Below are 22,955 nucleotides of genomic sequence, written 5' to 3' on the forward strand. Positions count from 1 at the left end.
TTTTAATGGCGATAGCTTTTTCTTATGGGTGGCGCACGATGAGTAATCTCTTACCCGAACAGTATGCTAACACAGCACTTCCCACCCTCCCCGACCAGCCTGACAACCCGGGCGTCTGGCCGCCGCATGAGCTGACCTGCGCGCATATCAAAGCCCACATGGCGGTTTTCCATCGCTGGCTTGGGAGCGCGTTCGACGCGGGCGTGTCTGCCGAACAGCTTATTGAAGCGCGTACCGAATTTATCGACCAGCTCCTGCAACGTTTGTGGATCGACTACGGTTTCGGCCAGGTGAGCGACGTCGCGCTGGTTGCGGTCGGCGGTTATGGCCGGGGTGAACTGCATCCGCTCTCGGATATCGACCTGCTGATCCTCAGCCGCAAAAAGCTGCCGGACGAACAGGCGCAGAAAATCGGTGAATTGCTGACGCTGCTGTGGGACGTCAAACTGGAAGTGGGCCACAGCGTGCGCACCCTGGAAGAGTGTCTGCTGGAAGGGTTATCTGACCTGACCGTCGCCACCAACCTGATTGAAACCCGCCTGCTGATTGGCGACGTCGCGCTGTTCCTCGAACTGCAAAAGCACATATTCAGCGACGGCTTCTGGCCCTCGGAAAAATTCTTCGCCGCGAAGGTCGACGAACAAAACCAGCGTCACCAGCGTTATCACGGCACCAGCTATAATCTCGAACCGGATATCAAAAGCAGCCCCGGTGGCCTGCGCGATATCCACACCCTGCAATGGGTCGCCCGCCGCCATTTTGGGGCAACATCGCTGGACGAAATGGTCGGTTTTGGTTTTCTGACCGAAGCCGAACGTAACGAACTTAATGAGTGTCTGCATCTGCTCTGGCGCATCCGTTTTGCCCTGCACCTGGAAGTCACCCGCTACGATAACCGCCTGCTGTTTGATCGTCAGCTTAGCGTGGCGCAGCGCCTGAATTATCAGGGCGAAGGCAACGAGCCGGTCGAGCAGATGATGAAGGATTTCTTCCGCGTCACCCGCCGCGTCTCTGAGCTGAATCAGATGCTGTTACAGCTGTTCGATGAGGCGATCCTCGCGCTGACGGCAGACGAAAAACCGCGTCCGATTGATGACGAATTTCAGCTGCGCGGCACGCTGATCGATCTGCGCGACGAAACGCTGTTCATTCGCGAACCGGAAGCGATCCTGCGCATGTTCTACACCATGGTGCGCAACAGCACGATCACCGGGATCTACTCCACCACCCTGCGCCATTTACGCCATGCACGGCGTCATCTGAAGCAGCCGCTGTGTTACATCCCAGAGGCGCGCTCGCTATTTCTGAGCATGCTTCGTCATCCGGGCGCCGTCAGCCGCGGTCTGCTGCCGATGCACCGCCACAGCGTATTGTGGGCCTATATGCCGCAGTGGTCGCATATTGTCGGGCAGATGCAGTTCGACCTGTTTCACGCCTATACGGTAGATGAGCACACGATCCGCGTCATGCTGAAGCTGGAAAGTTTCGCTAAAGAAGAGACGCGATCCCGCCATCCGCTGTGCGTTGATCTGTGGCCGCGTCTTTCTCACCCGGAACTGATCCTGATCGCCGCTCTGTTCCATGATATCGCCAAAGGACGCGGCGGCGACCACTCGGTGCTGGGCGCACAGGACGTGCTGAAATTTGCCGAGCTGCACGGCCTGAACTCGCGTGAGACACAGCTTATCGCCTGGCTGGTTCGCCATCATCTGCTGATGTCGGTTACCGCTCAACGTCGTGATATTCAGGATCCGGAAGTCATCAAGCAGTTCGCCGAAGAGGTGCAAACGGAGAACCGCCTGCGCTACCTGGTTTGTCTGACGGTGGCCGATATCTGCGCCACCAACGAAACCCTGTGGAACAGCTGGAAGCAGAGCCTGCTGCGCGAATTGTATTTCGCCACCGAAAAACAGCTGCGACGCGGGATGCAAAACACCCCGGACATGCGCGAGCGTGTGCGCCACCATCAGTTGCAGGCGCTGGCCCTGCTGCGCATGGATAACATCAACGAAGAGGCGCTGCATCAAATTTGGGCGCGCTGTCGCGCTAACTACTTTGTGCGCCACAGCCCAAACCAGCTTGCCTGGCACGCCCGGCATCTGCTGAAGCATGACCTGACGAAACCGATGATTCTGCTCAGCCCGCAGGCCACGCGTGGCGGAACGGAGATCTTTATCTGGAGCCCGGACCGGCCTTATTTGTTTGCAGCGGTCTGTGCCGAGCTGGACAGGCGTAACCTGAGCGTTCACGACGCGCAGATTTTTACCACCCGCGACGGCATGGCGATGGATACCTTTATTGTGCTGGAGCCAGACGGTAGCCCGCTGTCGTCGGATCGTCACGAAGGAATACGCTTCGGTCTGGAGCAGGCTATCACCCAGCGCAGCTGGCAGCCACCGCAGCCGCGTCGCCAGCCGGCAAAACTGCGCCACTTTACCGTCGATACCGAGGTCAATTTCCTGCCAACCCATACGGATCGTAAATCGTTTCTTGAACTGATCGCGCTCGACCAGCCAGGACTGCTCGCCCGCGTCGGCCAGGTTTTTGCCGATCTGGGAATTTCGCTTCACGGCGCCCGAATTACAACCATTGGCGAGCGAGTAGAAGATTTATTTATAATCGCCACCGCCGACCGGCGTGCCCTTAATAATGACCTGCAACTTGAAGTGCAACAACGGTTGACAGCAGCCCTCAATCCAAACGATAAAGGGTGACGTGTTTTTTAGTGAAATGGAAAGAGTAAACAATGCAGCAGTTACAGAACGTTATTGAGTCCGCTTTTGAGCGTCGCGCCGACATCACTCCGGCAAATGTGGATACCGTGACCCGTGAAGCGGTTAACCAGGTTATTTCCCTGCTGGATTCCGGCGCGCTGCGCGTGGCAGAAAAAATCGACGGTCAGTGGGTCACTCATCAATGGCTGAAGAAAGCTGTGCTGCTCTCTTTCCGTATCAACGATAACCAGGTTATCGACGGAGCAGAAAGCCGCTACTTCGATAAAGTGCCAATGAAATTTGCGGAGTACGACGAAGCGCGCTTCCAGAAAGAGGGCTTCCGCGTAGTACCACCGGCGGCGGTTCGTCAGGGTGCCTTCATCGCACGCAACACCGTGCTGATGCCATCCTACGTGAACATTGGCGCCTACGTTGACGAAGGCACCATGGTGGACACCTGGGCTACCGTCGGCTCCTGTGCGCAGATCGGTAAAAACGTTCACCTGTCCGGCGGCGTGGGCATCGGTGGCGTTCTAGAGCCACTTCAGGCTAACCCAACCATCATTGAGGACAACTGCTTCATCGGCGCACGTTCCGAAGTGGTTGAAGGCGTGATCGTAGAAGAAGGTTCTGTGATCTCCATGGGCGTCTACATTGGCCAGAGCACCCGCATTTACGATCGCGAAACCGGTGAAATCCACTACGGCCGCGTTCCAGCCGGTTCCGTTGTGGTTTCCGGCAACCTGCCGTCTAAAGATGGCAAATATAGCCTGTACTGCGCGGTCATCGTGAAAAAAGTGGACGCGAAAACCCGCGGTAAAGTGGGCATCAATGAACTGCTGCGCACCATCGATTAATCGGGTATAACAAAAAGCGGGGGCAACCCCGCTTTTTTTATATCCGAAGGTGGCGAAAATAGATTTTTTCGTTAATTATTCATAGGTTATGTTGAGATCAAGGGTACCGCTATGTACGATAATCTGAAAAGTCTGGGCATTACCAATCCTGATGAAATTGATCGTTATAGTCTCCGCCAGGAAGCCAATAACGATATTTTGAAAATCTATTTTCACAAGGACAAAGGAGAGTTTTTCGCCAAAAGCGTGAAGTTTAAATATCCACGCCAGCGTAAGACCGTTGTCGCTGACGGTATCGGTCAGGGATATAAAGAAGTACAGGAAATCAGCCCTAACCTGCGCTACGTGATCGACGAACTTGATCAAATCTGCCAGCGCGATCGCAGCGAAGTCGATCTGAAACGTAAGATCCTTGACGACCTGCGTCACCTTGAAAGCGTTGTCACCAATAAGATCAGCGAAATTGAAGCGGATCTTGAGAAATTGACGCGGAAATAAAAGCAAAACGGCAATCCTTGATTGCCGTTTTTAATGTTTGCGCCCTCTCCCCGTGGGAGAGGGATGGGGTGAGGGCACCAGACCGCACTCAGTCATCTCTGTTCATCCAGCTGCAACGCCACATACAGCAGTAGCCGGTCGTCGAAATTTCCTAAATCCAGCCCCGTCAGTTCCGAGATCCGGTTTAGCCTGTACTCCAGCGTATTCCGGTGAATAAACAGCGCTTTTGACGTTGCCAGCGGCTGCACGTTATGCCGGAACCACGCCTGCAACGTGCGGCGCAGCAGCCCGTTGTTGTCCATCGCTTTCAGACGCACCAGCGGACGCGCCAGCTCGTTGGCCTGCCAGCCACCGCGCAGGCTGTCGAGCAGGACCGGCAGCATCAGATCCTGATAAAAATAACTGCGGCTCTCCGGCATGCGCTGTTTACCCACCATCATAGTAGTGCGCGCCGTTCGCCATGAACGGGCGATACTTCCCGGCCCGGTAAAGTAATTCCCCAGCGCGACGCGAAAACGGAGCTGACCGTTCTCCTTCATGCGCTCGATGAGTAACTCAACGCGACGACGATGATCTTCCGCGTCCCAACGGCCAAACTGATTAAGTGCAGGCTTGAGCACCACCATCTCGGTTAAAGAGACAATCGCCACCAGGTTGTTACGCTCGGGGGTCGCCAGCATATTTTGCAGCTGCTGTAGCTCCACCATGGCGCTGTCCACACCAAGCTGGCCGCTATCCACCTCGATAACGGCGACCACGCGCGGCTGATTCAGGTCGATACCCAGACGCTGCGCCCACTCGCTCAGGGCAGGCGTGTGCTCTTCCGCCTGAATCAAGTTCATCACCAGCTCTTCACGCAGGCGGCTGTCCTGGGCAAGCAGGTGCATCAGACGCGACTGCTCCAGCATCATCTCCGCCGTCATGCAGACCAGTTCGCCGTATTTACGCAGCGATTCAGGATCGCCGGTCAGACCGATAACGCCAACAATTTCCCCTTCCAGACGCAGCGGCAGGTTGATCCCCTGTCGGACCCCGTGCAGATGTTTCGCCACGGCGTCATCGATGTCGACCACGCGCCCCTGAGAGAGCACCAGCAACGCTCCTTCGTGCAATTCACCAATACGCTCACGATCGCCGCTGCCGATAATGCGCCCTCGGGCGTCCATTACGTTGATATTGGTATCAATGATGCGCATGGTGCGCGCCACGATATCCTGCGCCATTTTGGTATCAAGATGCCAGCCAGCCATATAACCCTCCCGTGAGCAGAGCTCAAGCATAGGGAAGTTCAGCTAAGGCTGCATTGTGCAGATGCCCAAAGGCAGAGAGAGATGTATGGAGTTGTGGGAAAGGTCACAGAAAAGAGAAAGCCCCTGCGAACAGGGGCTTAAGAAGATTACTGCATCAGGAGATAAATAGAGGTATCACCACGCTGAATATTCAGCGCCAGCACGGACGGCTTGCTGTCGAGAATTTTGCGCAGTTCAGCGATGTTTTTCACCGGCTGCTGGTTCGCGCCCATGATCACATCACCTTTTTTCAGGCCGATACGGGCAGCAGGTGAGTTCGCTTTCACGTTGTTCACCACCACGCCTTTATCTGCCCCTTTGTTGCTCATCTCAGCACCTTCAATACCGCTGAAGATGGTGCTGGAATCCACCTGATTCTGGCTGCTCTGTTGCAGTTCCAGGCTCACGTTAACCGGCTTACCTTCACGCAGCAGGCCGAGGGTCACTTTACTGCCGATTGGCATAGAACCCACTTCCGCACGCAGGGCTGCAAAGCTGCTGATCGGTTTACCGTTCAGCGAGGTGATCACGTCACCCGCTTTAATGCCAGCTTTCGCCGCCGAGGAGTTCGGCATAACCTGGCTTACGAATGCGCCGCGCTGAGCGTCCACTTTCATCGCTTTCGCCAGCTCGGAGTTCAGTTCGGTACCCATGATACCCAGCTCACCGCGTTTCACCTGTCCATACTGCACCATCTGCGCAGTCAGGTTTTTCACCATGTTGCTCGGGATAGCAAAGCCGATACCGATGTTGCCACCGTCCGGTGCCAGGATAGCGGTGTTGATACCGATCAGCTCACCGTTCAGGTTAACCAGCGCACCGCCGGAGTTACCGCGGTTAATTGCCGCATCCGTCTGGATGAAGTTTTCATAGTTTTCCGCGTTCAGGCCGCTACGCCCCAGCGCAGAGACGATACCCGAAGTCACGGTTTCGCCCAGACCAAACGGGTTACCGATGGCGACGGTGTAGTCACCGACGCGCAGCGCGTCAGAGTCGGCAAGTTTAATCGCCGTCAGGTTCTTCGGATCCTGGATTTGGATCAGCGCGATGTCGGAGCGCGGGTCTTTACCGACCACTTTGGCGTCAAATTTACGACCATCGCTCATCTGCACTTTAATGGTGCTGGCGTTATCTACCACGTGGTTATTGGTCACCACGTAGCCTTTCGCTGCATCAATAATGACGCCCGAGCCGAGTGCCATGAATTTCTGCTGCTGGCCGCCGCCCTGACCGTCATCCCCTGCACCGCCGCCCTGACAGAACGGGGAACTCTGGAATGGCGAACCGTCCTGGCAGAATGGCGAATTGTCGCCGAAGAACTGCTGGAAATTACGCGGCATACGCGGCGTATTGACGGTTGTGCTGCCCTCAACGTTAATACTCACCACCGATGGCATCACTTTTTCGAGCATCGGGGCCAGGCTTGGCATCTGCTGCGCAGTCGCTGCCGAGGAAGCTGTCTCGGCCGCCATCGCCAGAGGGGACAGCGCTAAACCTAAACTCAGAGCCAGTGCACTCATTGCTAATGTGGTTTTTTTCATGTTTCTCAATCTCGATTTACCAGATAACGCAAAATTGCTGTGTAACTCAGATTCGTTTTATACCGCTTAGTTCCGGGAATAAGTTTATGGAAAAAGTAAAAATTTATTGGCCGTCTTTACAAAACTCATGGCTTATTCAACGGCCATAAGCTTGCGGTATTCATCCCAGGCATACAAATCTGTCATTCCACTGATATAGTCCTGGATAAGACGACAGCGATAATAATATTCCAGAACTGGCCATTGGGAAGAATGGCGATCTATTTTACTGACGGCTTCAATGTATGCCAGCCGGTGGCGGGTTGAAAGCTTCTGATAGAGACGAGATTCAATCGGCAGGCGGCGAACACGTTCATTTTCGACCAGCTCGCTGAACTCATCGACCGTCAGCTGGAGCAGCGGGCCATAAATTTCCAGCAACCCGCTGATAACCCGGTATCCTTGCAGCTCCAGCTGTTCGACATCCGGGTGACTGAAAACGTGGCGAACGGCCACGTTTTTATATAATTCAAGCAGCTGACTAAAACTGCTCTCATCTTCCAGCAGGGCATGATTAAATTCCCCGCTAAATATCATCGGCAAATTATCAATGAAACGGGCGGCCGCATACGGCACCAGTTTATTCAGCGTGTTGACCCGCAAATACATAAAGAACTGGTCTTCGGTACTACGACTTAGCGAATTTGAACGCGATTTATCCCAGGCATTCTCCACGACCTGCGCAAACAGAGAACCTTTTTCATGCTCTCCCCAGGCATCATGAAGATGCTGGTACAGTTCCTCGACGCTGAATATTCTTTTTTCCACTGCGTCTTCCAGATCGGCCACGCAATAAGAAATGTCGTCAGCGGCCTCCATAATCCACGTCAATGGAAAACGGCCATTGGGCGTCAGGGAAAGTTCTTTACGCAACCGCGCGATGTACCCTTCTTCTGATAGGTAATAGCCCGGTTTTTTCATCAGGTAGCTATGGGTGGCGGGCGTTTCTCCGGTCCACCATGCGGGACGCGTATATTTAAGAATACAGCCCACCTGCGCCCAGGTCAGATTCATGCGCATCAGGGAGTGCACCAGGCGGATCCCCTGCGCGTTACCTTCGAAATGGCACAGATCCTGACGCACCTTACGGCGCAGATCGTTCAGGCTATCTTCACCTTCACGCAGGCATAAATCGCGTACCACACAGCGGTCGTCGCTGAGCGGCTGGCTTATGGCGTCAGAGGGAAAAAGCCGCTGTTTAAACCAGTCGTTGATGGCGGCCTCGCCGAAGTGACCAAAGGGAGGATTGCCGATATCGTGCATCAGGCAGGCCATCTCAACGATACTTTCGAACGGCCCGGTCAGTTCATCCAGCCCGTAGGTGTCGAGCAGACGTTGCTCTTTAAGGCGGCTGAGGATCTCTTTTGCAATGTAGCGCCCCACCTGCTGCACTTCCATGGAGTGCGTTAACCGCGTACGCACCGCGGCGTTACGCTCCAGCGGGAACACCTGGGTTTTTTGCTGTAACCGGCGGATGGCGGGCGAGTTGATGATGCGTCCGCGATCGCTCTCGAAAATACGCAGGATTTCATGTTCATTCTTTTCGCCCTGCGGCGAACGGTAACGTCGGTGCCAGTTAATTTTGGTGCGAAAATCGATTGGTGACATGTGCTCCCCCGCGTGAGAATGCGTTTCCCCTTAACCGCATGATAGACTATGCATCTTAACAAGGCACATCGCGAGTAAATCTATGAAAATCGGCATTATTGGTGCAATGGAAGAAGAAGTTACGCTGCTGCGTGACAAAATTGAGAACCGTCAGACCCTCTCCCTCGGTGGCTGTGAAATCTATACCGGCCAGTTGAACGGCGTTGACGTGGCTCTGCTGAAATCAGGCATCGGTAAAGTTGCAGCTGCACTGGGCGCGACCCTGCTGCTTGAACGCTGCAAGCCTGACGTTATCATTAATACGGGTTCTGCGGGCGGGCTGGCGCCGACGCTGAAAGTGGGTGATATCGTGGTTTCCGACGAAGCGCGTTACCACGATGCAGATGTCACCGCATTCGGCTACGAATATGGTCAGCTTCCGGGCTGCCCGGCCGGGTTTAAAGCGGATGATAAGCTGATTGCCGCCGCTGAAAGCTGCATTAACGAGCTTAACCTCAATGCGGTGCGTGGCCTGATCGTCAGCGGCGATGCCTTTATCAACGGCTCTGTCGGTCTGGCGAAAATCCGTCATAACTTCCCGCAGGCTGTCGCCGTTGAGATGGAAGCCACGGCGATTGCACACGTGTGCCATAACTTCAGCGTGCCGTTCGTGGTCGTTCGTGCGATTTCTGACGTGGCGGACCAGCAGTCCCACATCAGCTTCGACGAATTCCTGGCCGTGGCGGCCAAACAGTCCACCGTGATGGTGGAAACCCTGGTGCAGAAACTGGCGCGTGGGTAAGTTGTCGTTCAGGGCGCTGGCCGCCCTGCTTCTGCTCGCCCCGGCCTGGCTCATCGCCGCACCGCGGGTGATCACTCTCTCCCCTGCCAATACGGAACTGGCGTTTGCCGCCGGGATCACGCCCGTTGCGGTGAGCAGCTTTTCCGATTATCCCCCTCAGGCCGCCCACATCGAACAGGTTGCCACCTGGCAGGGAATGAATCTGGAACGCATCGTGGCGCTGAAGCCCGATCTGGTCCTCGCCTGGCGCGGCGGTAATGCCGAACGGCAGGTAAATCAGCTCTCGTCGCTGGGAATAACGGTGAAATGGGTGGACGCGGTGAGCATCGAACAGGTCGCGCAGGCCCTTCGCGAACTCGCGCCCTTCAGCCCTACTCCACAACGCGCCGTGCAGGCTGCACAGCAGATGCTCAACGACTATGCTGCGCTAAAAACCCGGTACGGTACGCAACCGAAACAACGCGTTTTTCTGCAATTTGGCAGCCAGCCGCTGTTCACTACCGGGAAAGGTTCGATCCAGAATCAGGTGCTTGAGACCTGTGGGGGTGAGAACATCTTTGCCGAAAGCCGTATCCCCTGGCCGCAGGTCAGCCGTGAGCAGGTTCTGGCGCGACAACCGCAGGCCATCGTGGTGGTCGGAAATGCGAGCGAGATTCCTAAAATAGAACAATTCTGGCATCAGCAGCTTAAAATTCCGGTCATCGCACTCAACAGCGACTGGTTTGAACGCGCCAGCCCGCGTATTATCCTCGCCGCAAAACAACTCTGTGCCAAACTGGCAGAGAGTCACTCAAACAGATAAATACCCCCTTCGAGGATTTAACGATGCTCGTGTATTGGCTGGATATTCTTGGCACAGCCGTTTTTGCTATCTCCGGCGTTTTGCTTGCCGGAAAACTACGCATGGATCCGTTTGGCGTCCTGGTGCTCGGCGTTGTTACGGCGGTGGGAGGCGGAACGATCCGCGATATGGCGCTGGCAAACGGCCCGGTATTCTGGGTAAAAGATCCCACGGATCTGGTGGTGGCGATGGTCACCTGTCTGTTAACCATCGTGCTGGTTCGTCAGCCTCGCAGACTGCCAAAATGGATATTGCCGGTGCTGGATGCCGTCGGTCTGGCGGTCTTTGTGGGGATAGGCGTGAATAAAGCCTTTAATGCCGGGACTGGCCCGCTGGTGGCAATCTGCATGGGCGTGTTAACCGGCGTGGGCGGAGGGATTATTCGCGACATACTGGCGCGAGAAGTCCCGATGATCCTGCGAACGGAAATCTACGCGACGGCCTGTATTATCGGGGGGATTGTTCACGCCACGGCGTATTACACCTTTGCTGTCCCGCTGGAGAATGCGGCGATGCTGGGGATGGTGGTGACGCTGGCGATCCGTTTAGCGGCGATACGCTGGCACCTGAAGCTGCCGACGTTTGCGCTGGATGAGAATTCAAGATAGGTGTCGTTTATAGGCCCGGTGACGCTTCGCTTACCGGGCCTACAATCTGCATTCAGGCTTAAATACTGAACGAAGAACCACACCCGCAGGTGCTGGTCGCATTGGGGTTAGTCACCACAAAGCGTGAACCTTCCAGACCTTCAGTGTAGTCCACTGAACCGCCTACAAGATATTGCAGGCTCATCGGGTCAACCACCAGCGCGACGCCCTGTTTCTCGATAGTCATATCACCATCGTTGACCTGATCGTCAAAGGTAAAACCATACTGGAAGCCGCTACAGCCGCCACCGGTAATATAAACACGCAGTTTCAGATCCGGATTGTCCTCGTCGGCAATCAGGGTTTTCACTTTTTTCGCTGCTGCTTCGGTAAATTCCAGCGGCAACGCTACGTCATCACTCATCTTATGCTCCCATGAATACTGCGACTGCTATTGGGCAAAAATCACCCAATTCTTGTTGTCATTATCTAATACCCTGGTAATTCATTCAAGTATTCTGCTTCAGGGCCTGCTCAGCTTCCTGTTTCGCCAGGGTACGGGCAAGAATGGTGGAGTATAGCGGTTTTCCACCCAGGAATTGGGCTAATAGTGTCGCGCCGAGACAGGTAATGATCATTGGCAAAATGAGCTGGTAATTGTCGGTCATTTCCAGCACCAGCACGATCCCGGTCAGCGGCGCGCGCAGGGAGGCCGCCAGCAGCGCCCCCATTCCCGCAACCGCAAACGTCCCCGCATCCAGATGGTAGGCCGGGAAGCCTGCCGCCGCCGCCATCCCGAACGCCGTGCCCAGCAGCGTACCCAGCGCCAGCATTGGGGCAAAAATGCCGCCCGGTGCGCCGGAGGAGAAGCATAATACCGTGGTGATGACGCGAGAAATAAACATAAACAGCAGCAGGCCAACGCTGAAATTCCCCGCCGCGGCAATGGGAATCAGACCGAAACCGCCGCCCGCCGCATTCGGTTCGATAAAACCGAGGATCCCGCACACGCCGCCGAGCAGGCCGCCCACCAGCACCCATTTGGTGGTATTGCCGCCGTGGATGCGCTGAAACATATCCTGCGCACGTAAAATCAGGGTATTGAACAGCGGGCCGACGATGCCAAAAATCATCCCCAGCACCAGATACAGCCACAGGGTATTGACCGGCGCGTTGGTCAGCTTGCCTACCTCAATCACCGCGCCTTCGCCGTTGACGATGCGAAAGACGATGCTCGACATAATCACGCCGGTAAACACCGCTTTAATGGAGATAAGGTTGTAGCGGAACTGAGCGCGCATCTCTTCGATGATAAACAGTATCCCCGCCAGCGGTGCGTTAAACGCCGCCGACAGCCCCGCCGCGGCCCCCGTCGCCAGCAGCGTATGGCGCGCTTCAGCGCTGCGCATGCGGAACAGATCGCCAACCATGCGTCCGACGTTGCCGCCCAGCTGTACCGTCGGCCCTTCCCGTCCGAGCACCATGCCCGCCCCGAGCGTCCCCATGCCACCGATAAATTTTACCGGGAGCACCCGCCACCAGCGGACCGGACGCAACTCCTCCAGCGCCCCCTCAATTTCAGGGATCCCCGAGCCGCCGGCTTCGGGCGCGAATTTACGCACCAGAAAATACCCCACCATGGCAAACAGCGCTGAAAGTCCAAATGCCAGCACCCAGACCAGCCATTCCCGATCGGCAAAGCTGGCGACGGTACCAATGCGCCAGTTGAGTACCGCATTGACCGCTTTCTCGAACGCGACACCCACCAGCCCGGCCAGCGTACCGACCACGGCGGCTGCCAGCAGAATGGCTAACGGGGTTTTGTCACGGTTGAGCAGCCGCCGGATACTGACCCGGTGCTTCGCGCGCGTAAATTGTTGTTGTTCAAATGAAGGCGTGTTCTCGTTCATTACCTGTTCTGTTTCGTCATACAAAAGGCCGCAGGGATTCTACCAGAGACAATCCCCTCGTCCTCTGAAAAATACTTAACAATTGTTAAGCCTTCTGAGGGGCAAAAATTTTATAACCTCTTCCGAATCACTTAGAATAGCTGCCTTAACTTATTTCTACGAACCAGGAACGACGCCATGAGCAAGTCTGAAAACCTCTACAGCGCAGCCCGCGAGCTTATCCCAGGCGGCGTGAACTCACCTGTGCGCGCCTTTACCGGCGTGGGTGGCACCCCGCTGTTTATCGAACGTGCGGATGGCGCATATCTGTATGATGTGGATGGCAAAGCCTATGTCGATTATGTCGGCTCCTGGGGCCCGATGGTACTGGGCCACAACCACCCGGCGATCCGCAACGCGGTGATTGAAGCCGCTCAGCGCGGTCTGAGCTTCGGCGCGCCAACCGAGATGGAAGTCAAAATGGCGGAGCTGGTCACCGAGCTGGTGCCTACGATGGACATGGTGCGTATGGTGAACTCCGGTACCGAAGCGACCATGAGCGCTATCCGCCTGGCACGCGGTTTTACCGGCCGTGACAAGATCATCAAGTTCGAAGGTTGTTATCACGGCCATGCCGACTGCCTGCTGGTGAAAGCCGGTTCCGGCGCGCTGACCCTCGGTCAGCCAAACTCGCCTGGCGTACCAGCGGATTTCGCGAAGCACACCCTGACCTGCACCTACAACGATCTGAACACCGTTCGCGCGGCGTTCGAGCAGTATCCGCAGGAGATTGCCTGCATCATCGTTGAACCGGTGGCGGGCAACATGAACTGCATTCCACCGCAGCCGGATTTCCTGCCGGGCCTGCGCGCGCTGTGCGATGAGTTCGGCGCGCTGCTGATTATCGACGAAGTGATGACCGGTTTCCGCGTGGCGCTGGCGGGGGCGCAGTCATACTACGGCGTGGAGCCGGATCTGACCTGCCTCGGTAAAATCATCGGCGGCGGCATGCCTGTCGGCGCGTTTGGTGGTCGTAAGGACGTGATGGAAGCCCTGGCTCCAACCGGTCCGGTTTACCAGGCGGGTACGCTCTCCGGCAACCCTATTGCGATGGCGGCGGGCTTCGCCTGTCTGACCGAAGTGGCGCAGCCGGGTATCCATGAAACCCTGACGGACCGGACGACGCAGCTGGCAAACGGCCTGCTGGAAGCCGCTGAAGACGCGGGTATTCCGCTGGTGGTAAACCACGTGGGCGGCATGTTCGGGATTTTCTTCACCGAGGCAAAAACCGTGACCTGCTATCAGGACGTGGTGAAGTGCGACGTGGAACGCTTCAAACGCTTCTTCCACCTGATGCTGGAAGAAGGCGTGTACCTGGCGCCGTCAGCGTTTGAAGCGGGCTTTATGTCCGTGGCGCACAGCGAAGAAGATATCAATAACACCATCGACGCAGCGCGTAAGGTGTTTGCGAAGCTTTAAGGGCATTGCCGGGTGGCGCTAACGCTTACCCGGCCTACGATGTTCCCCCTCTCCCACAGGAGAGGGCATTACCGACTCTGCTTTCTCAGCAGATAAATAAAGTACGGCGCGCCAATAAAGGTCGACAGCAGGCCCGCCGGGATCTGATACGGGAACAGCACCATCCTTCCACACCAGTCAGCAAAGACCAGGATCACCCCCCCCGTCAGTGCTGAGATCACGATATGCGGCAAAGTCCTGCGAAAGCCCATCATACGGGCGATATGCGGCGCCATTAATCCGACAAAACTGAGCGGGCCGATAGTCATGGTGGCCGTCGCCGTCAGGCACGCGGCCAGCAGCAACAGGGCGATACGCGTTGGTGTCAGCGCCACCCCGACCGCGCGTGCAGTGTCCCCACCCAGCGGCAAAATGGTCATCCAGCGACGGCACAGCGGCACAATCGCCAGCAGCACGATCATCACGATCCCGGTATGCACCACCTGACTGCCAGTAGCGTTGTATGTTGAACCGGAAATCCATGTCAGGATCTGCGCCATGCGCGGATCGCCGCTCGCCTGCAACATCATCAGCAGCATGGTAAACGCGGTGCTGAGCGCCATCCCGGCCAGCAGCATGCGGTGAGGTGAGAACCCCCCTCGCCCGGAAGCGATCAGAATAATCATCAGCGTGACAGCCGCACCGATGCTGCCGGCAGGCATCAGCCAGCCGAACGCATTCCCCGGCACGAGGAACAGCATCAACACTACGCCAAACGCGGCCCCGGAACTGATCCCTAATACTTCCGGGCTTGCCATCGGGTTGCCGGTGAGACGCTGGATTATACAGCCCGCCACCGCCAGCATGACGCCCGCAATCAGCGCGGAGAAGATCCGCGGCCAGCGCCACTGCATGAGTTCATGCAGCAAATCCCCCGTCGCCCAGTGCCAGCCCGTGGCGTCGCGTCCCAGTGAAAGTGCGGCAAACGAGGCGATAATCAACACCACAAGCCCGGCAAGGCTGAACCACACCACCGACTGGCGCTCGGCATGTACTTTATCTCCGGCATCCATTGCCGGGGCGCTCATGCTGCGCAGGCGCGGCAGCAGCCACAGCAGCAGCGGCGCGCCGATCAGGGCGGTCACCGAGCCGGTGGAGACTTCCATCCAGACGCGCGCCAGCCAGAGAATGAGTTGATCGGAAAGCCAGAGGATCAGCGCGCCAATCAGCGGGGCCAGCATCAGACGCGCCAGCAGACGGCGCGCGCCGAGCATTTTTGCCAGCAATGGCGCAAACAGGCCGATAAAACCGATGATGCCGACGGCGTTAACCAGTAACGCGCTCAGCACAATCGCCAGGGTCAGGGCTGCCAGACGCGCCAGCGACAGCGCCAGCCCCAGATTGCGCGCCACACCGTCATCCAGGCCCATCAGCGTGAGCGGACGCAGCAGCAGCAGCGTCAGCACCACGCCGCCGAACAGCTGCGGCCACAGGCGCTGGACGATACTCCAGTCGGTCTGGGTGAGCGTGCCGGTACTCCACATAAACATGCTTTGCAACTGGTCGTGGTGAAACAGTACCAGCAGTTGGTTGATCGCCCCGCAGTAGAGGCTGACGACCAGCCCCGCGAGGATCAGCGTGACCGGCGAGAGACGTTTTCCCCAGGCCACGCCAAAGACCAGCGCCCCCACCACGCACGCACCTGCCAGCGCGGCGAACTGCGCGGTTAATGCGCCCGGCAGGGTCCAGAGAGTGGTAATGGTGATCCCCAACTGAGCCCCCGTCGCCACGCCCAGCGTGGTCGGCTCCGCCAGCGGGTTACGCAGCACCTGCTGAAACAGTACGCCCACCAGCCCCAGCCCCGCCCCGACCAGCAGAGAGATAGCCAGACGCGGCAGCAGGCTGTAGTGGAACAGCATTTGCTGAATATTATCGATATCCGGCGCGGCAAACGCGGCTACCCACTGATCCCGGGGTAACGCCGTGGTCAGGTTAAAGCCGGTTAACGCCAGGGCCGCCAGAAAAATGAGCGCCAACAGTAACATCGGGAAACGGGCCATCCGCGTGCTCATGCCTTGCCTCCCAGTGCATTGTCCAGCACGCGAGCAAAATGCATGGCCGACAGCGTCGCACCGTAAAACCAGACCGCTGGCGCGCGCAGGAAGCGCCGCTCGCGCACGAACGGCATTGCCTGCCAGAGCGGGGTCGCCATCAGGGTTTGCATTTCGCGCTCATTGCCGTGGTCAAAGCACAGAACATCGACATCACGAAATGCCGCCAGACGGTCAATACCTACGGCGGTACTGCCCCAGAACGTCATCTCGCCTTCCCAGGCATTACGAATGCCAAAGCTGTCGAGCACTTCCTGGAACAAACAGTTTTTTCCAAAAACCAGCATATGGCGGGCATCCAGCAGAGTCACCATCAGCAAAGGCCGATCGCCACGGTGGGCAAAGCGCGGCTTAAGGGAACTAATCAGCGCATCAAATTCATCGAGGTGTTTTTTCGCTTCAGCCTCACGGTTGAGGAACTGCGCCATCTCGTGGATGGAATTTTTGGCCATGGTCAGCGGCTTTTTACCGTCGCTAAAGGAAAAGCCCCGTCCGGGGGCAATCTTTGCCATGGTCTCTTCCGACGGGCCATACCCCGCAGACCAGAATAAATAAGACGGTTTCATCTGGGTGAGAAGCTCAAGGTTCGGCTCCGTACGCAGACCGATGTCGATGACGGAGTCCGGCAGTTTGGGCTCATTCACCCACAGGGTGTAGTTGGGAATATCGGCCACGCCGTAAGGCGTCACGCCCAGCGCCATCATCAGTTCGACGGGCAACCACTCCAGCGCCACGATGCGGTGCGGATCGATAGCGGCAGCGCGGGCCTGGCCCATCTTTAACAGCAGCGGTGAGAGCGCCATGGCCGTCAGCAGGCGACGGCGGCTAATGAATGTTGATTCCAGCATCAGTAGACAAAGCTCACGGGTGCAGCCCCGGCCGGGTGAGGCAAGATGCCCATAGGAATGCCGTAGATATGCTCCAGCGTTTCGCTGCGCATCAGTTCGGCAGGCGTGCCCTGAGCGATCATTTCACCGCCGCGCAGCGCCACCAGATAGTCGCAATAGCGCGCGGCCATATTGATATCATGCAGAACGGCAATCACCGTCAGGCCACGCTGTTGGCTTAAGCGATGCACCAGCGCCAGGACGTCGACCTGATGCGCAATGTCCAGCGCCGACGTGGGTTCGTCGAGCAGCAGGCAGCGGCTGTCCTGTGCCACCAGCATCGCGATCCACGCGCGCTGACGCTCGCCACCGGACAGGCTATCCACCAGACGGTGCGCCAGCGGTTTTAACCCAACCAGCGCGATCGCCTCTTCCACTTTCTCTCTGTCAGCGACGCCAAAACGCCCGAGCGCACCGTGCCACGGATAACGTCCAATCGCTACCAGCTCGCGCACCGTCATGCCCTCCGCCTGCGGTAACTGCTGCGGCAGATAGGCCACCTTGCGGGCAAAGGCCTTACTGTTCCAGCTCGCCAGCGGCTGGTCATCCAGCAGAATGTCACCCTCGGACGGCGGCTGATGGCGGCCCAGCATCTTCAATAACGTCGATTTACCGGAACCATTGTGCCCGATTAAACCGGTCACTTTACCTGCGGGAAACGTCAAAGAGAGCGGATGCAGCAAGGTGCGCCCGGGTACGCGAAAGGAGAGATTGTTGAGCGTGAAGGTGGAGTCGGATTGCGTTTTATTATCCTGCATGTCAGCCAACTTAAATAAAAAGGGCACGGCGAACCGTGCCCATAAAGAGGTTAGAAGCGGAAGGTCGCCGTGGCAACAACCTGGCGTCCTGCTCCCCAGTAGCATGCATACTCACTGTAGCAGCTGGAGACGTATTCCCGGTCAAAGATGTTGTTCACGTTGACGCCGACGGAAGAGCCCGGCAGACCGAAGCGCGCCAGATCGTATTTCACGGTCGCATCCGCCAGGGCATAACCCGCGACGTTAAAGGACTCATAGGCTTTAGGCGATGCTGCGGAGTAGTACGTCACTGTGTTTCCGATGTAACGCGCGCCCGCACCGACGGTCAGGCCACTCAGCGCCGTCTCGTGGAAGGTGTAGTCCGCCCACAGGGATGCCATATTACGCGGTACTTCCGCCGGACGACGGCCTTCATACCAGGTATCGTGAGTATATTCCGCATCGGTATAGCTGTAAGCCGCCGTCACGTTCACGTTAGCCGACACCGCCGCTTTCGCTTCCAGCTCAAAGCCACGGGAGCGAATTTCACCGCCCTGCACGCTAAAGCCGCTGGTCGGGTTCGCCGGATCGGCAGTCAGGTTGTTGTTCTTGGTCAGCTGGTATACCGCTGCCGTCACCACAACAGGCAGATCTTTCGGAACATACTTCACGCCTGCTTCATACTGCTTGCCGCGCGCCGGATCGAACGGTTTGCCGCCCTGGGTGGTACCAGAGAGCGGTTCGAAGGATTCACTGTAGCTGAAGTATGGGGTAATCCCGTTGTCGAACAGGTAGTTAATGCCCCCGCGCCAGGTGAACGCCTGATCGTTAATTTCCGCGGTGGTGCCGTTATTACGGTTAAAGGCAGACGTTTTCGCAAAGTCATAGCGGCCACCCAGGGTGAGTACCCACTTATCCCATTCCGCCTGATCCTGCGCATAAAGCCCGGTCTGCTCCTGGCGATTGAGCATGGCATACGGGAAGTTCACATTGACGTTCGCATTGCCGTGCTGCGGATTGTTCATACTGATCGGATCGGCAGTACCGTAGTCAGCATCGATGTCATTGCGCATACGAAGGTAATCCACGCCCGTCAGCAGCGTATGGTCAACGGCGCCGGTCGCGAATTTCGACTGGAGCTGTGTATCAACGGTGAACGAGTTGAGATCTTCATCTGAGCGCACGTACGCCCGGCTGATCTGGGCCGGGGCGATATAGCCGTTACCGTACACTGAACGGTAAAGCGTGTTGATTTTGGTGTAACGCAGGTTCTGACGCACGGTGAAGGTGTCGTTAAATTCATGCGCGAAGCTGTAACCCACCATTTTCTGACGACGGGAGATCTTATTGTCTTCATCGCCTTCGTTAAAATCGGTCGGCAGCTTGTGCGCCTTTCCGGCTGCATCATAGTAAGGCACAACGGTACCTTCACGCGGCAGCCAGCCATAGTAGCCTGCATCCGGATCGCTCTGGAAGTTGCTCAGGAAGGTGAAATCGGTTTTATCATCAGGACGCCAGCTGAAAGACGGTGCAATCGCGTAACGAGTAGACTTCACCATTTCCTGCTGCGCGTTCTCGCTGCGGCCCAGGCCGGTCAGACGGTAGGACCACACGCCGTCATCGTCAATCGCGTCGCTGAAATCAAACCCAGTCTGCCAGAGGTTATCCGTCCCCATTTTGAACTGAATTTCTTTCAACGGTTCCGTGGTAGGACGCTTGCTGACCATACTCACTACGCCGCCCGGATGGCTTTTGCCATACAGTACGGACGTCGGGCCACGCAGCAGCTCTACGCGCTCAAGGAAGTACGGATCCATGGACGCTTCAGAGTAGTTGTCACCCTGCAACTTCATACCATCCAGATACTGGTTGGTATTCACGGTGCTGGAGGTCGTGAAACCACGAATCGAAACCACATCGTACGTTGTTGATGCGCCGCGCGTAGCGAACACGCTTGGGGTATAGGCCAGCGCCTGTTTCACCGTCCCCGGTTGTTTCATGTCCATCTCTTCACGTGTGACCACGGAAATAGACTGCGGGGTTTTCTCGATCGGTGTATCGGTTTTCGTCGCCGTTGCGGTACGTTTTGCCGCAATGGTCGGTGCAGGACCCCAGGCACTTTCCTGCGCTGCCGGTGCGGCAGTCACGGTGATAGTTTCTTCTTTGTTGGGGGTTTCAGCGGCCTGTGCATAAGCAGACATGCCGGCAACCGCTGTGGCTACGACGGCTGCGAGTTTACGCAGCGACGTGTTAATTGGCTGAGCAGTATTGGAAAGCGCCATGATGGATCTCTGATGGAAAAGGTGAATGATAACGTAAACGAGAATTATTATTATGACCGCAGAATAATATGCGAAACGCTGACGGCATAGCAAGCGATATGCGGCCCTACAAGAATTAAGGGTTTAAGAAATAATCAACGGAAAATAGGTCGTTAATCAGGATTGAAAACGGGGTTAAGAAAATGAGTTGCTGAGGTAAAAAAATACCCCCTTCCGCAGAAGGGGGTATGTGTCAGTTCCCGCCGAACATATCCTTGATCCAGCCAGCGACGCCGTCGCTGTCTTTCTTCTCTTCCTGCTGCTGCGGCTGTTGCTGTTGCTGCTGCGGCTGAGAAGACTGGTCAAACGGATTGCCCGTTGGCTGCTCCGGCTGGCTTTGCTGGCACAGCGCATCCGGATTGGTCGTCCAGACCGGCAGCGAACGTACACCACCGCCGCAAATGAAGTTACCCGAGCTGTCCACGCCCATATCGACGATATCTTCCGGCGCAACGAGGTTCAACGGCACCGGAGACTGATTCGCGAGGTAGCGCTGGTAAATCGACATCGCGCCGCTTGCACCATACAGTCTGGTCGGCTGGTTGTTATCGCGGCCCACCCAGGTAATGACCACTTCACGACCATCAATACCGGCAAACCAGGTATCCACGTTGTTGTTGGTGGTCCCGGTTTTCCCCGCCAGATGCAGGCCAGGATATTTCGCCCCCAGCTGACGGCCCGTACCACGCTGGACAACCTGCTGCATGGTCCACAGCGTCATGTAAGCCGCCTGCGCCGGAACGGCACGTTCAGCCTGCGGGAAGCTTTGATACAACACGGAGCCATCTTCGGCAATCACCGAACGCAGGGCGGAAAGCGGCGCACGGTTACCGCCGCTGGCGATGGTCTGGAACGCCTGGGCCACTTCGATTGGCGTCAGGTTAAGCGCCCCCAGGATCATGGCTGGCACAGGGTGCAGCTGATCTTTCGGCACGCCCAGCTTCTGCCAGGTATCGGTGATGGCGGGCAGGCCCAGCGCCATCCCGAGGTTCACCGTAGGCACGTTCATTGAGCGGGTTAACGCATCCACCAGCATCACCTGACCGCTGAACTGTCTGTCATCGTTCTGCGGAGACCATACCTGACCATTAGGCTGGCGCAGGGAGATAGGCGCATCGGCAATCCAGGTGTTCAGGCGGTAAAGATTCGGCTGGCTCAGCGCGGTCAGATACGTTGCCGGTTTTGCCAGAGAACCAATTGAACGACGCGCCTGCATCGCGCGGTTGTAGCCCGCATACTGCGGCTCGGCACCGCCCACCATCGCGCGAACTTCGCCGGTGTTGCGGTCAACCACCACCATCGCGGTTTCCAGATCGCTCAGCTTACGCTGCTTCTTCAGAACCGGAATGCCTTCTACCGCCGCTTTTTCTGCCGCATCCTGCGCCACGGAATCAAAGGTAGTGAAGATCTTCACGCCGGAGAGATCTTTAACTTTATCCCCGAGCTTCGACTGCAACTCCTGACGCACCATCTGCATAAACGCAGGCTGCGGAGAGATCACCCCACCGCGCGGCTGAACGCCCAGAGGACGCGCGCTCAGCATGTCGTACAGCTCCTGGTCAATCACCTGCTGTTGTTGCAGCAGACGCAGCACCAGGTTACGACGCTCCAGCGCCAGTTTCGGGTTACGCCACGGGTTGTAGATCGACGCGCCTTTCACCATGCCCACCAGCAGTGCCTGCTGGTCGAGACTCAGCTCTTCCACCGGACGGCCAAAGTAGTACAGGCTCGCCAGCGGGAAGCCGCGGATCTCGTTATCACCGCTCTGACCGAGGTACACCTCGTTCATGTACAACTCAAGGATACGATCCTTGCTGTAGCGCGCATCCATTAGCACGGCCATGTACGCTTCGTTGGCTTTACGCCAGTAAGAGCGTTCGCTGGAGAGGAACAGGTTTTTCACCAGCTGCTGGGTGAGCGTACTCGCGCCCTGCACCGTACGTCCGGCGGTCAGGTTCGCCAGCACCGCACGACCAATGGAGTAGAGGCTAATACCGTCGTGCTCGTAGAAGTGGCGATCCTCGGTTGCCAGCAGGGTATCCACCAGCAGATCCGGGAAGCCGTTACGCGCCACGAACAGGCGCTGTTCGCCGTTTGCAGACGACAGCATGGTGATGAGACGCGGATCGAGACGGAAGAAACCGAACTGGCGATCGTTATCCATGTTCTCAATGGTTTCCAGACGATCGCCATCAAAGGTCAGACGCGCGCGCACCTGCCCCTCTTTGCTGTCCGGGAAGTCGAACGGACGGCGGATCATCTCAATGCTTTTCGCCTGGACGGTAAATTCGCCCGGACGGGTCATTTTCGTGACCTGCCGATACTGCGTGGCTTGCAGCAGCTTCACCATCTCGTTCTTGCTGATGGACATGTCCGGCTCAAGGTTCACCATGCGGCCATACACTGCCGCAGGTAATTGCCACACTTTCCCGTCGATACGGCTGCGGATCTTCTGATCCAGATAAACGCCGTAAATCGCGATCAGAACAACAAAAACAATGAACAGCTTCAGCAACAGCCAGAACCAGCCGCGCTTACCACGAGGCTTACGCCCTTTGCCTTTCCCTTTACGCGGCATCGGTTCTTCATCCTCATAATCGTCTTCATAGTCATCGTCATACTCCTCATCTCTGAGGCGACGACGGCTTACCTTTTCTTTCGCCGGACGCGTTGGCTTTCCCTTACGTCCTATTGGCTCGCGGTCATTCCCCGCCATGCTTTTTCTCCGCAACATTCAGGCGCAAAGGCCAGATTTTCTTATCCTGCACAGGTCAGTGAAAGAAGAAATCTCTCAAAG

General features: G+C 57.0%; 17 protein-coding genes. 7 read left to right on the forward strand and 10 right to left on the reverse strand.

Annotated elements, in window-relative coordinates; genetic code table 11:
• The first annotated feature begins 38 nt into the window (after positions 1–38).
• The 3 genes from glnD (at position 39) to BH712_RS10205 (ending at position 4,069) form a co-directional block, all read left to right on the forward strand.
• The gene (glnD, locus tag BH712_RS10195; protein ID WP_032673788.1) at positions 39–2,714 is read left to right on the forward strand and encodes a bifunctional uridylyltransferase/uridylyl-removing protein GlnD; all 2,676 of its coding nucleotides are present in this window, start codon (positions 39–41) and stop codon (positions 2,712–2,714) included.
• A 32-nt stretch (positions 2,715–2,746) separates the two neighbouring features.
• The gene (gene dapD, locus BH712_RS10200) at positions 2,747–3,571 is read left to right on the forward strand and encodes a 2,3,4,5-tetrahydropyridine-2,6-dicarboxylate N-succinyltransferase (protein WP_006810047.1); all 825 of its coding nucleotides are present in this window, start codon (positions 2,747–2,749) and stop codon (positions 3,569–3,571) included.
• Between the two features lie 111 nt (positions 3,572–3,682).
• The gene (locus BH712_RS10205) at positions 3,683–4,069 is read left to right on the forward strand and encodes a DUF3461 family protein (protein WP_003856216.1); all 387 of its coding nucleotides are present in this window, start codon (positions 3,683–3,685) and stop codon (positions 4,067–4,069) included.
• Positions 4,070–4,161: 92 nt separating this feature from the next.
• Here the strand turns inward: BH712_RS10205 and BH712_RS10210 are convergent, their stop codons facing one another.
• From BH712_RS10210 to dgt, 3 genes are all read right to left on the reverse strand, one after another.
• Positions 4,162–5,319 carry a CdaR family transcriptional regulator gene (locus BH712_RS10210; RefSeq protein ID WP_003856217.1) on the reverse strand — a complete coding sequence of 386 codons (1,158 nt, stop codon included), beginning with the start codon at positions 5,317–5,319 and terminating at the stop codon, positions 4,162–4,164.
• 146 nt (positions 5,320–5,465) lie between these two features.
• Positions 5,466–6,899 (reverse strand): serine endoprotease DegP, encoded by a 1,434-nt coding sequence (degP, locus tag BH712_RS10215; protein WP_006810049.1) that lies wholly within the window; start codon positions 6,897–6,899, stop codon positions 5,466–5,468.
• 132 nt (positions 6,900–7,031) lie between these two features.
• Positions 7,032–8,546 carry a dGTPase gene (dgt, locus tag BH712_RS10220; RefSeq protein ID WP_006810050.1) on the reverse strand — a complete coding sequence of 505 codons (1,515 nt, stop codon included), beginning with the start codon at positions 8,544–8,546 and terminating at the stop codon, positions 7,032–7,034.
• Positions 8,547–8,628: 82 nt separating this feature from the next.
• On the opposite strand from dgt, the gene mtnN reads away from it, so the two are divergent.
• From mtnN to BH712_RS10235, 3 genes are read left to right on the forward strand one after another with little or no spacing between them, the layout of a single operon-like run.
• Positions 8,629–9,327, forward strand: coding sequence for a 5'-methylthioadenosine/S-adenosylhomocysteine nucleosidase (gene mtnN, locus BH712_RS10225; protein WP_003856223.1), 699 nt, complete (start codon positions 8,629–8,631; stop codon positions 9,325–9,327).
• Entirely contained in the window at positions 9,320–10,129 is an 810-nt protein-coding gene (btuF, locus tag BH712_RS10230) for a vitamin B12 ABC transporter substrate-binding protein BtuF (RefSeq protein ID WP_006810051.1), read from the forward strand. The genes mtnN and btuF overlap by 8 nt, the downstream gene beginning before the upstream one ends.
• Positions 10,130–10,152: 23 nt before the next feature.
• Entirely contained in the window at positions 10,153–10,776 is a 624-nt protein-coding gene (locus BH712_RS10235) for a TRIC cation channel family protein (protein ID WP_006810052.1), read from the forward strand.
• A 58-nt stretch (positions 10,777–10,834) separates the two neighbouring features.
• Here BH712_RS10235 and erpA read toward each other — a convergent pair whose 3' ends face one another.
• Both erpA and clcA read right to left on the reverse strand, forming a co-directional pair.
• Positions 10,835–11,179, reverse strand: coding sequence for an iron-sulfur cluster insertion protein ErpA (gene erpA, locus BH712_RS10240; protein ID WP_003856230.1), 345 nt, complete (start codon positions 11,177–11,179; stop codon positions 10,835–10,837).
• 85 nt (positions 11,180–11,264) lie between these two features.
• Entirely contained in the window at positions 11,265–12,665 is a 1,401-nt protein-coding gene (gene clcA / locus BH712_RS10245; RefSeq protein ID WP_006810053.1) for a H(+)/Cl(-) exchange transporter ClcA, read from the reverse strand.
• Between the two features lie 177 nt (positions 12,666–12,842).
• On the opposite strand from clcA, the gene hemL reads away from it, so the two are divergent.
• Positions 12,843–14,123 (forward strand): glutamate-1-semialdehyde 2,1-aminomutase, encoded by a 1,281-nt coding sequence (hemL, locus tag BH712_RS10250; RefSeq protein WP_006810054.1) that lies wholly within the window; start codon positions 12,843–12,845, stop codon positions 14,121–14,123.
• A 68-nt stretch (positions 14,124–14,191) separates the two neighbouring features.
• Here the strand turns inward: hemL and fhuB are convergent, their stop codons facing one another.
• From fhuB to mrcB, 5 genes are all read right to left on the reverse strand, one after another.
• Positions 14,192–16,174, reverse strand: coding sequence for a Fe(3+)-hydroxamate ABC transporter permease FhuB (fhuB, locus tag BH712_RS10255; protein ID WP_006810055.1), 1,983 nt, complete (start codon positions 16,172–16,174; stop codon positions 14,192–14,194).
• Positions 16,171–17,061, reverse strand: coding sequence for a Fe(3+)-hydroxamate ABC transporter substrate-binding protein FhuD (gene fhuD, locus BH712_RS10260; protein ID WP_006810056.1), 891 nt, complete (start codon positions 17,059–17,061; stop codon positions 16,171–16,173). The genes fhuB and fhuD overlap by 4 nt, the downstream gene beginning before the upstream one ends.
• On the reverse strand, positions 17,061–17,858 hold the full coding sequence (gene fhuC / locus BH712_RS10265; protein WP_032673639.1) for a Fe3+-hydroxamate ABC transporter ATP-binding protein FhuC: 798 nt from the start codon (positions 17,856–17,858) through the stop codon (positions 17,061–17,063). Before fhuC ends, fhuD begins: the two co-directional genes overlap by 1 nt.
• A gap of 50 nt (positions 17,859–17,908) precedes the next feature.
• Positions 17,909–20,119, reverse strand: a complete 2,211-nt coding sequence (gene fhuA / locus BH712_RS10270) for a ferrichrome porin FhuA (RefSeq protein WP_006810058.1) — start codon at positions 20,117–20,119, stop codon at positions 17,909–17,911.
• Positions 20,120–20,351: 232 nt separating this feature from the next.
• Positions 20,352–22,874: a bifunctional glycosyl transferase/transpeptidase gene (gene mrcB / locus BH712_RS10275; protein ID WP_032673640.1), complete on the reverse strand. Its 2,523-nt coding sequence runs from the start codon at positions 22,872–22,874 to the stop codon at positions 20,352–20,354.
• Positions 22,875–22,955: the final 81 nt, after the last annotated feature.

Source organism: Enterobacter hormaechei ATCC 49162 (assembly GCF_001875655.1).
GTDB classification, from domain to species: domain Bacteria; phylum Pseudomonadota; class Gammaproteobacteria; order Enterobacterales; family Enterobacteriaceae; genus Enterobacter; species Enterobacter hormaechei.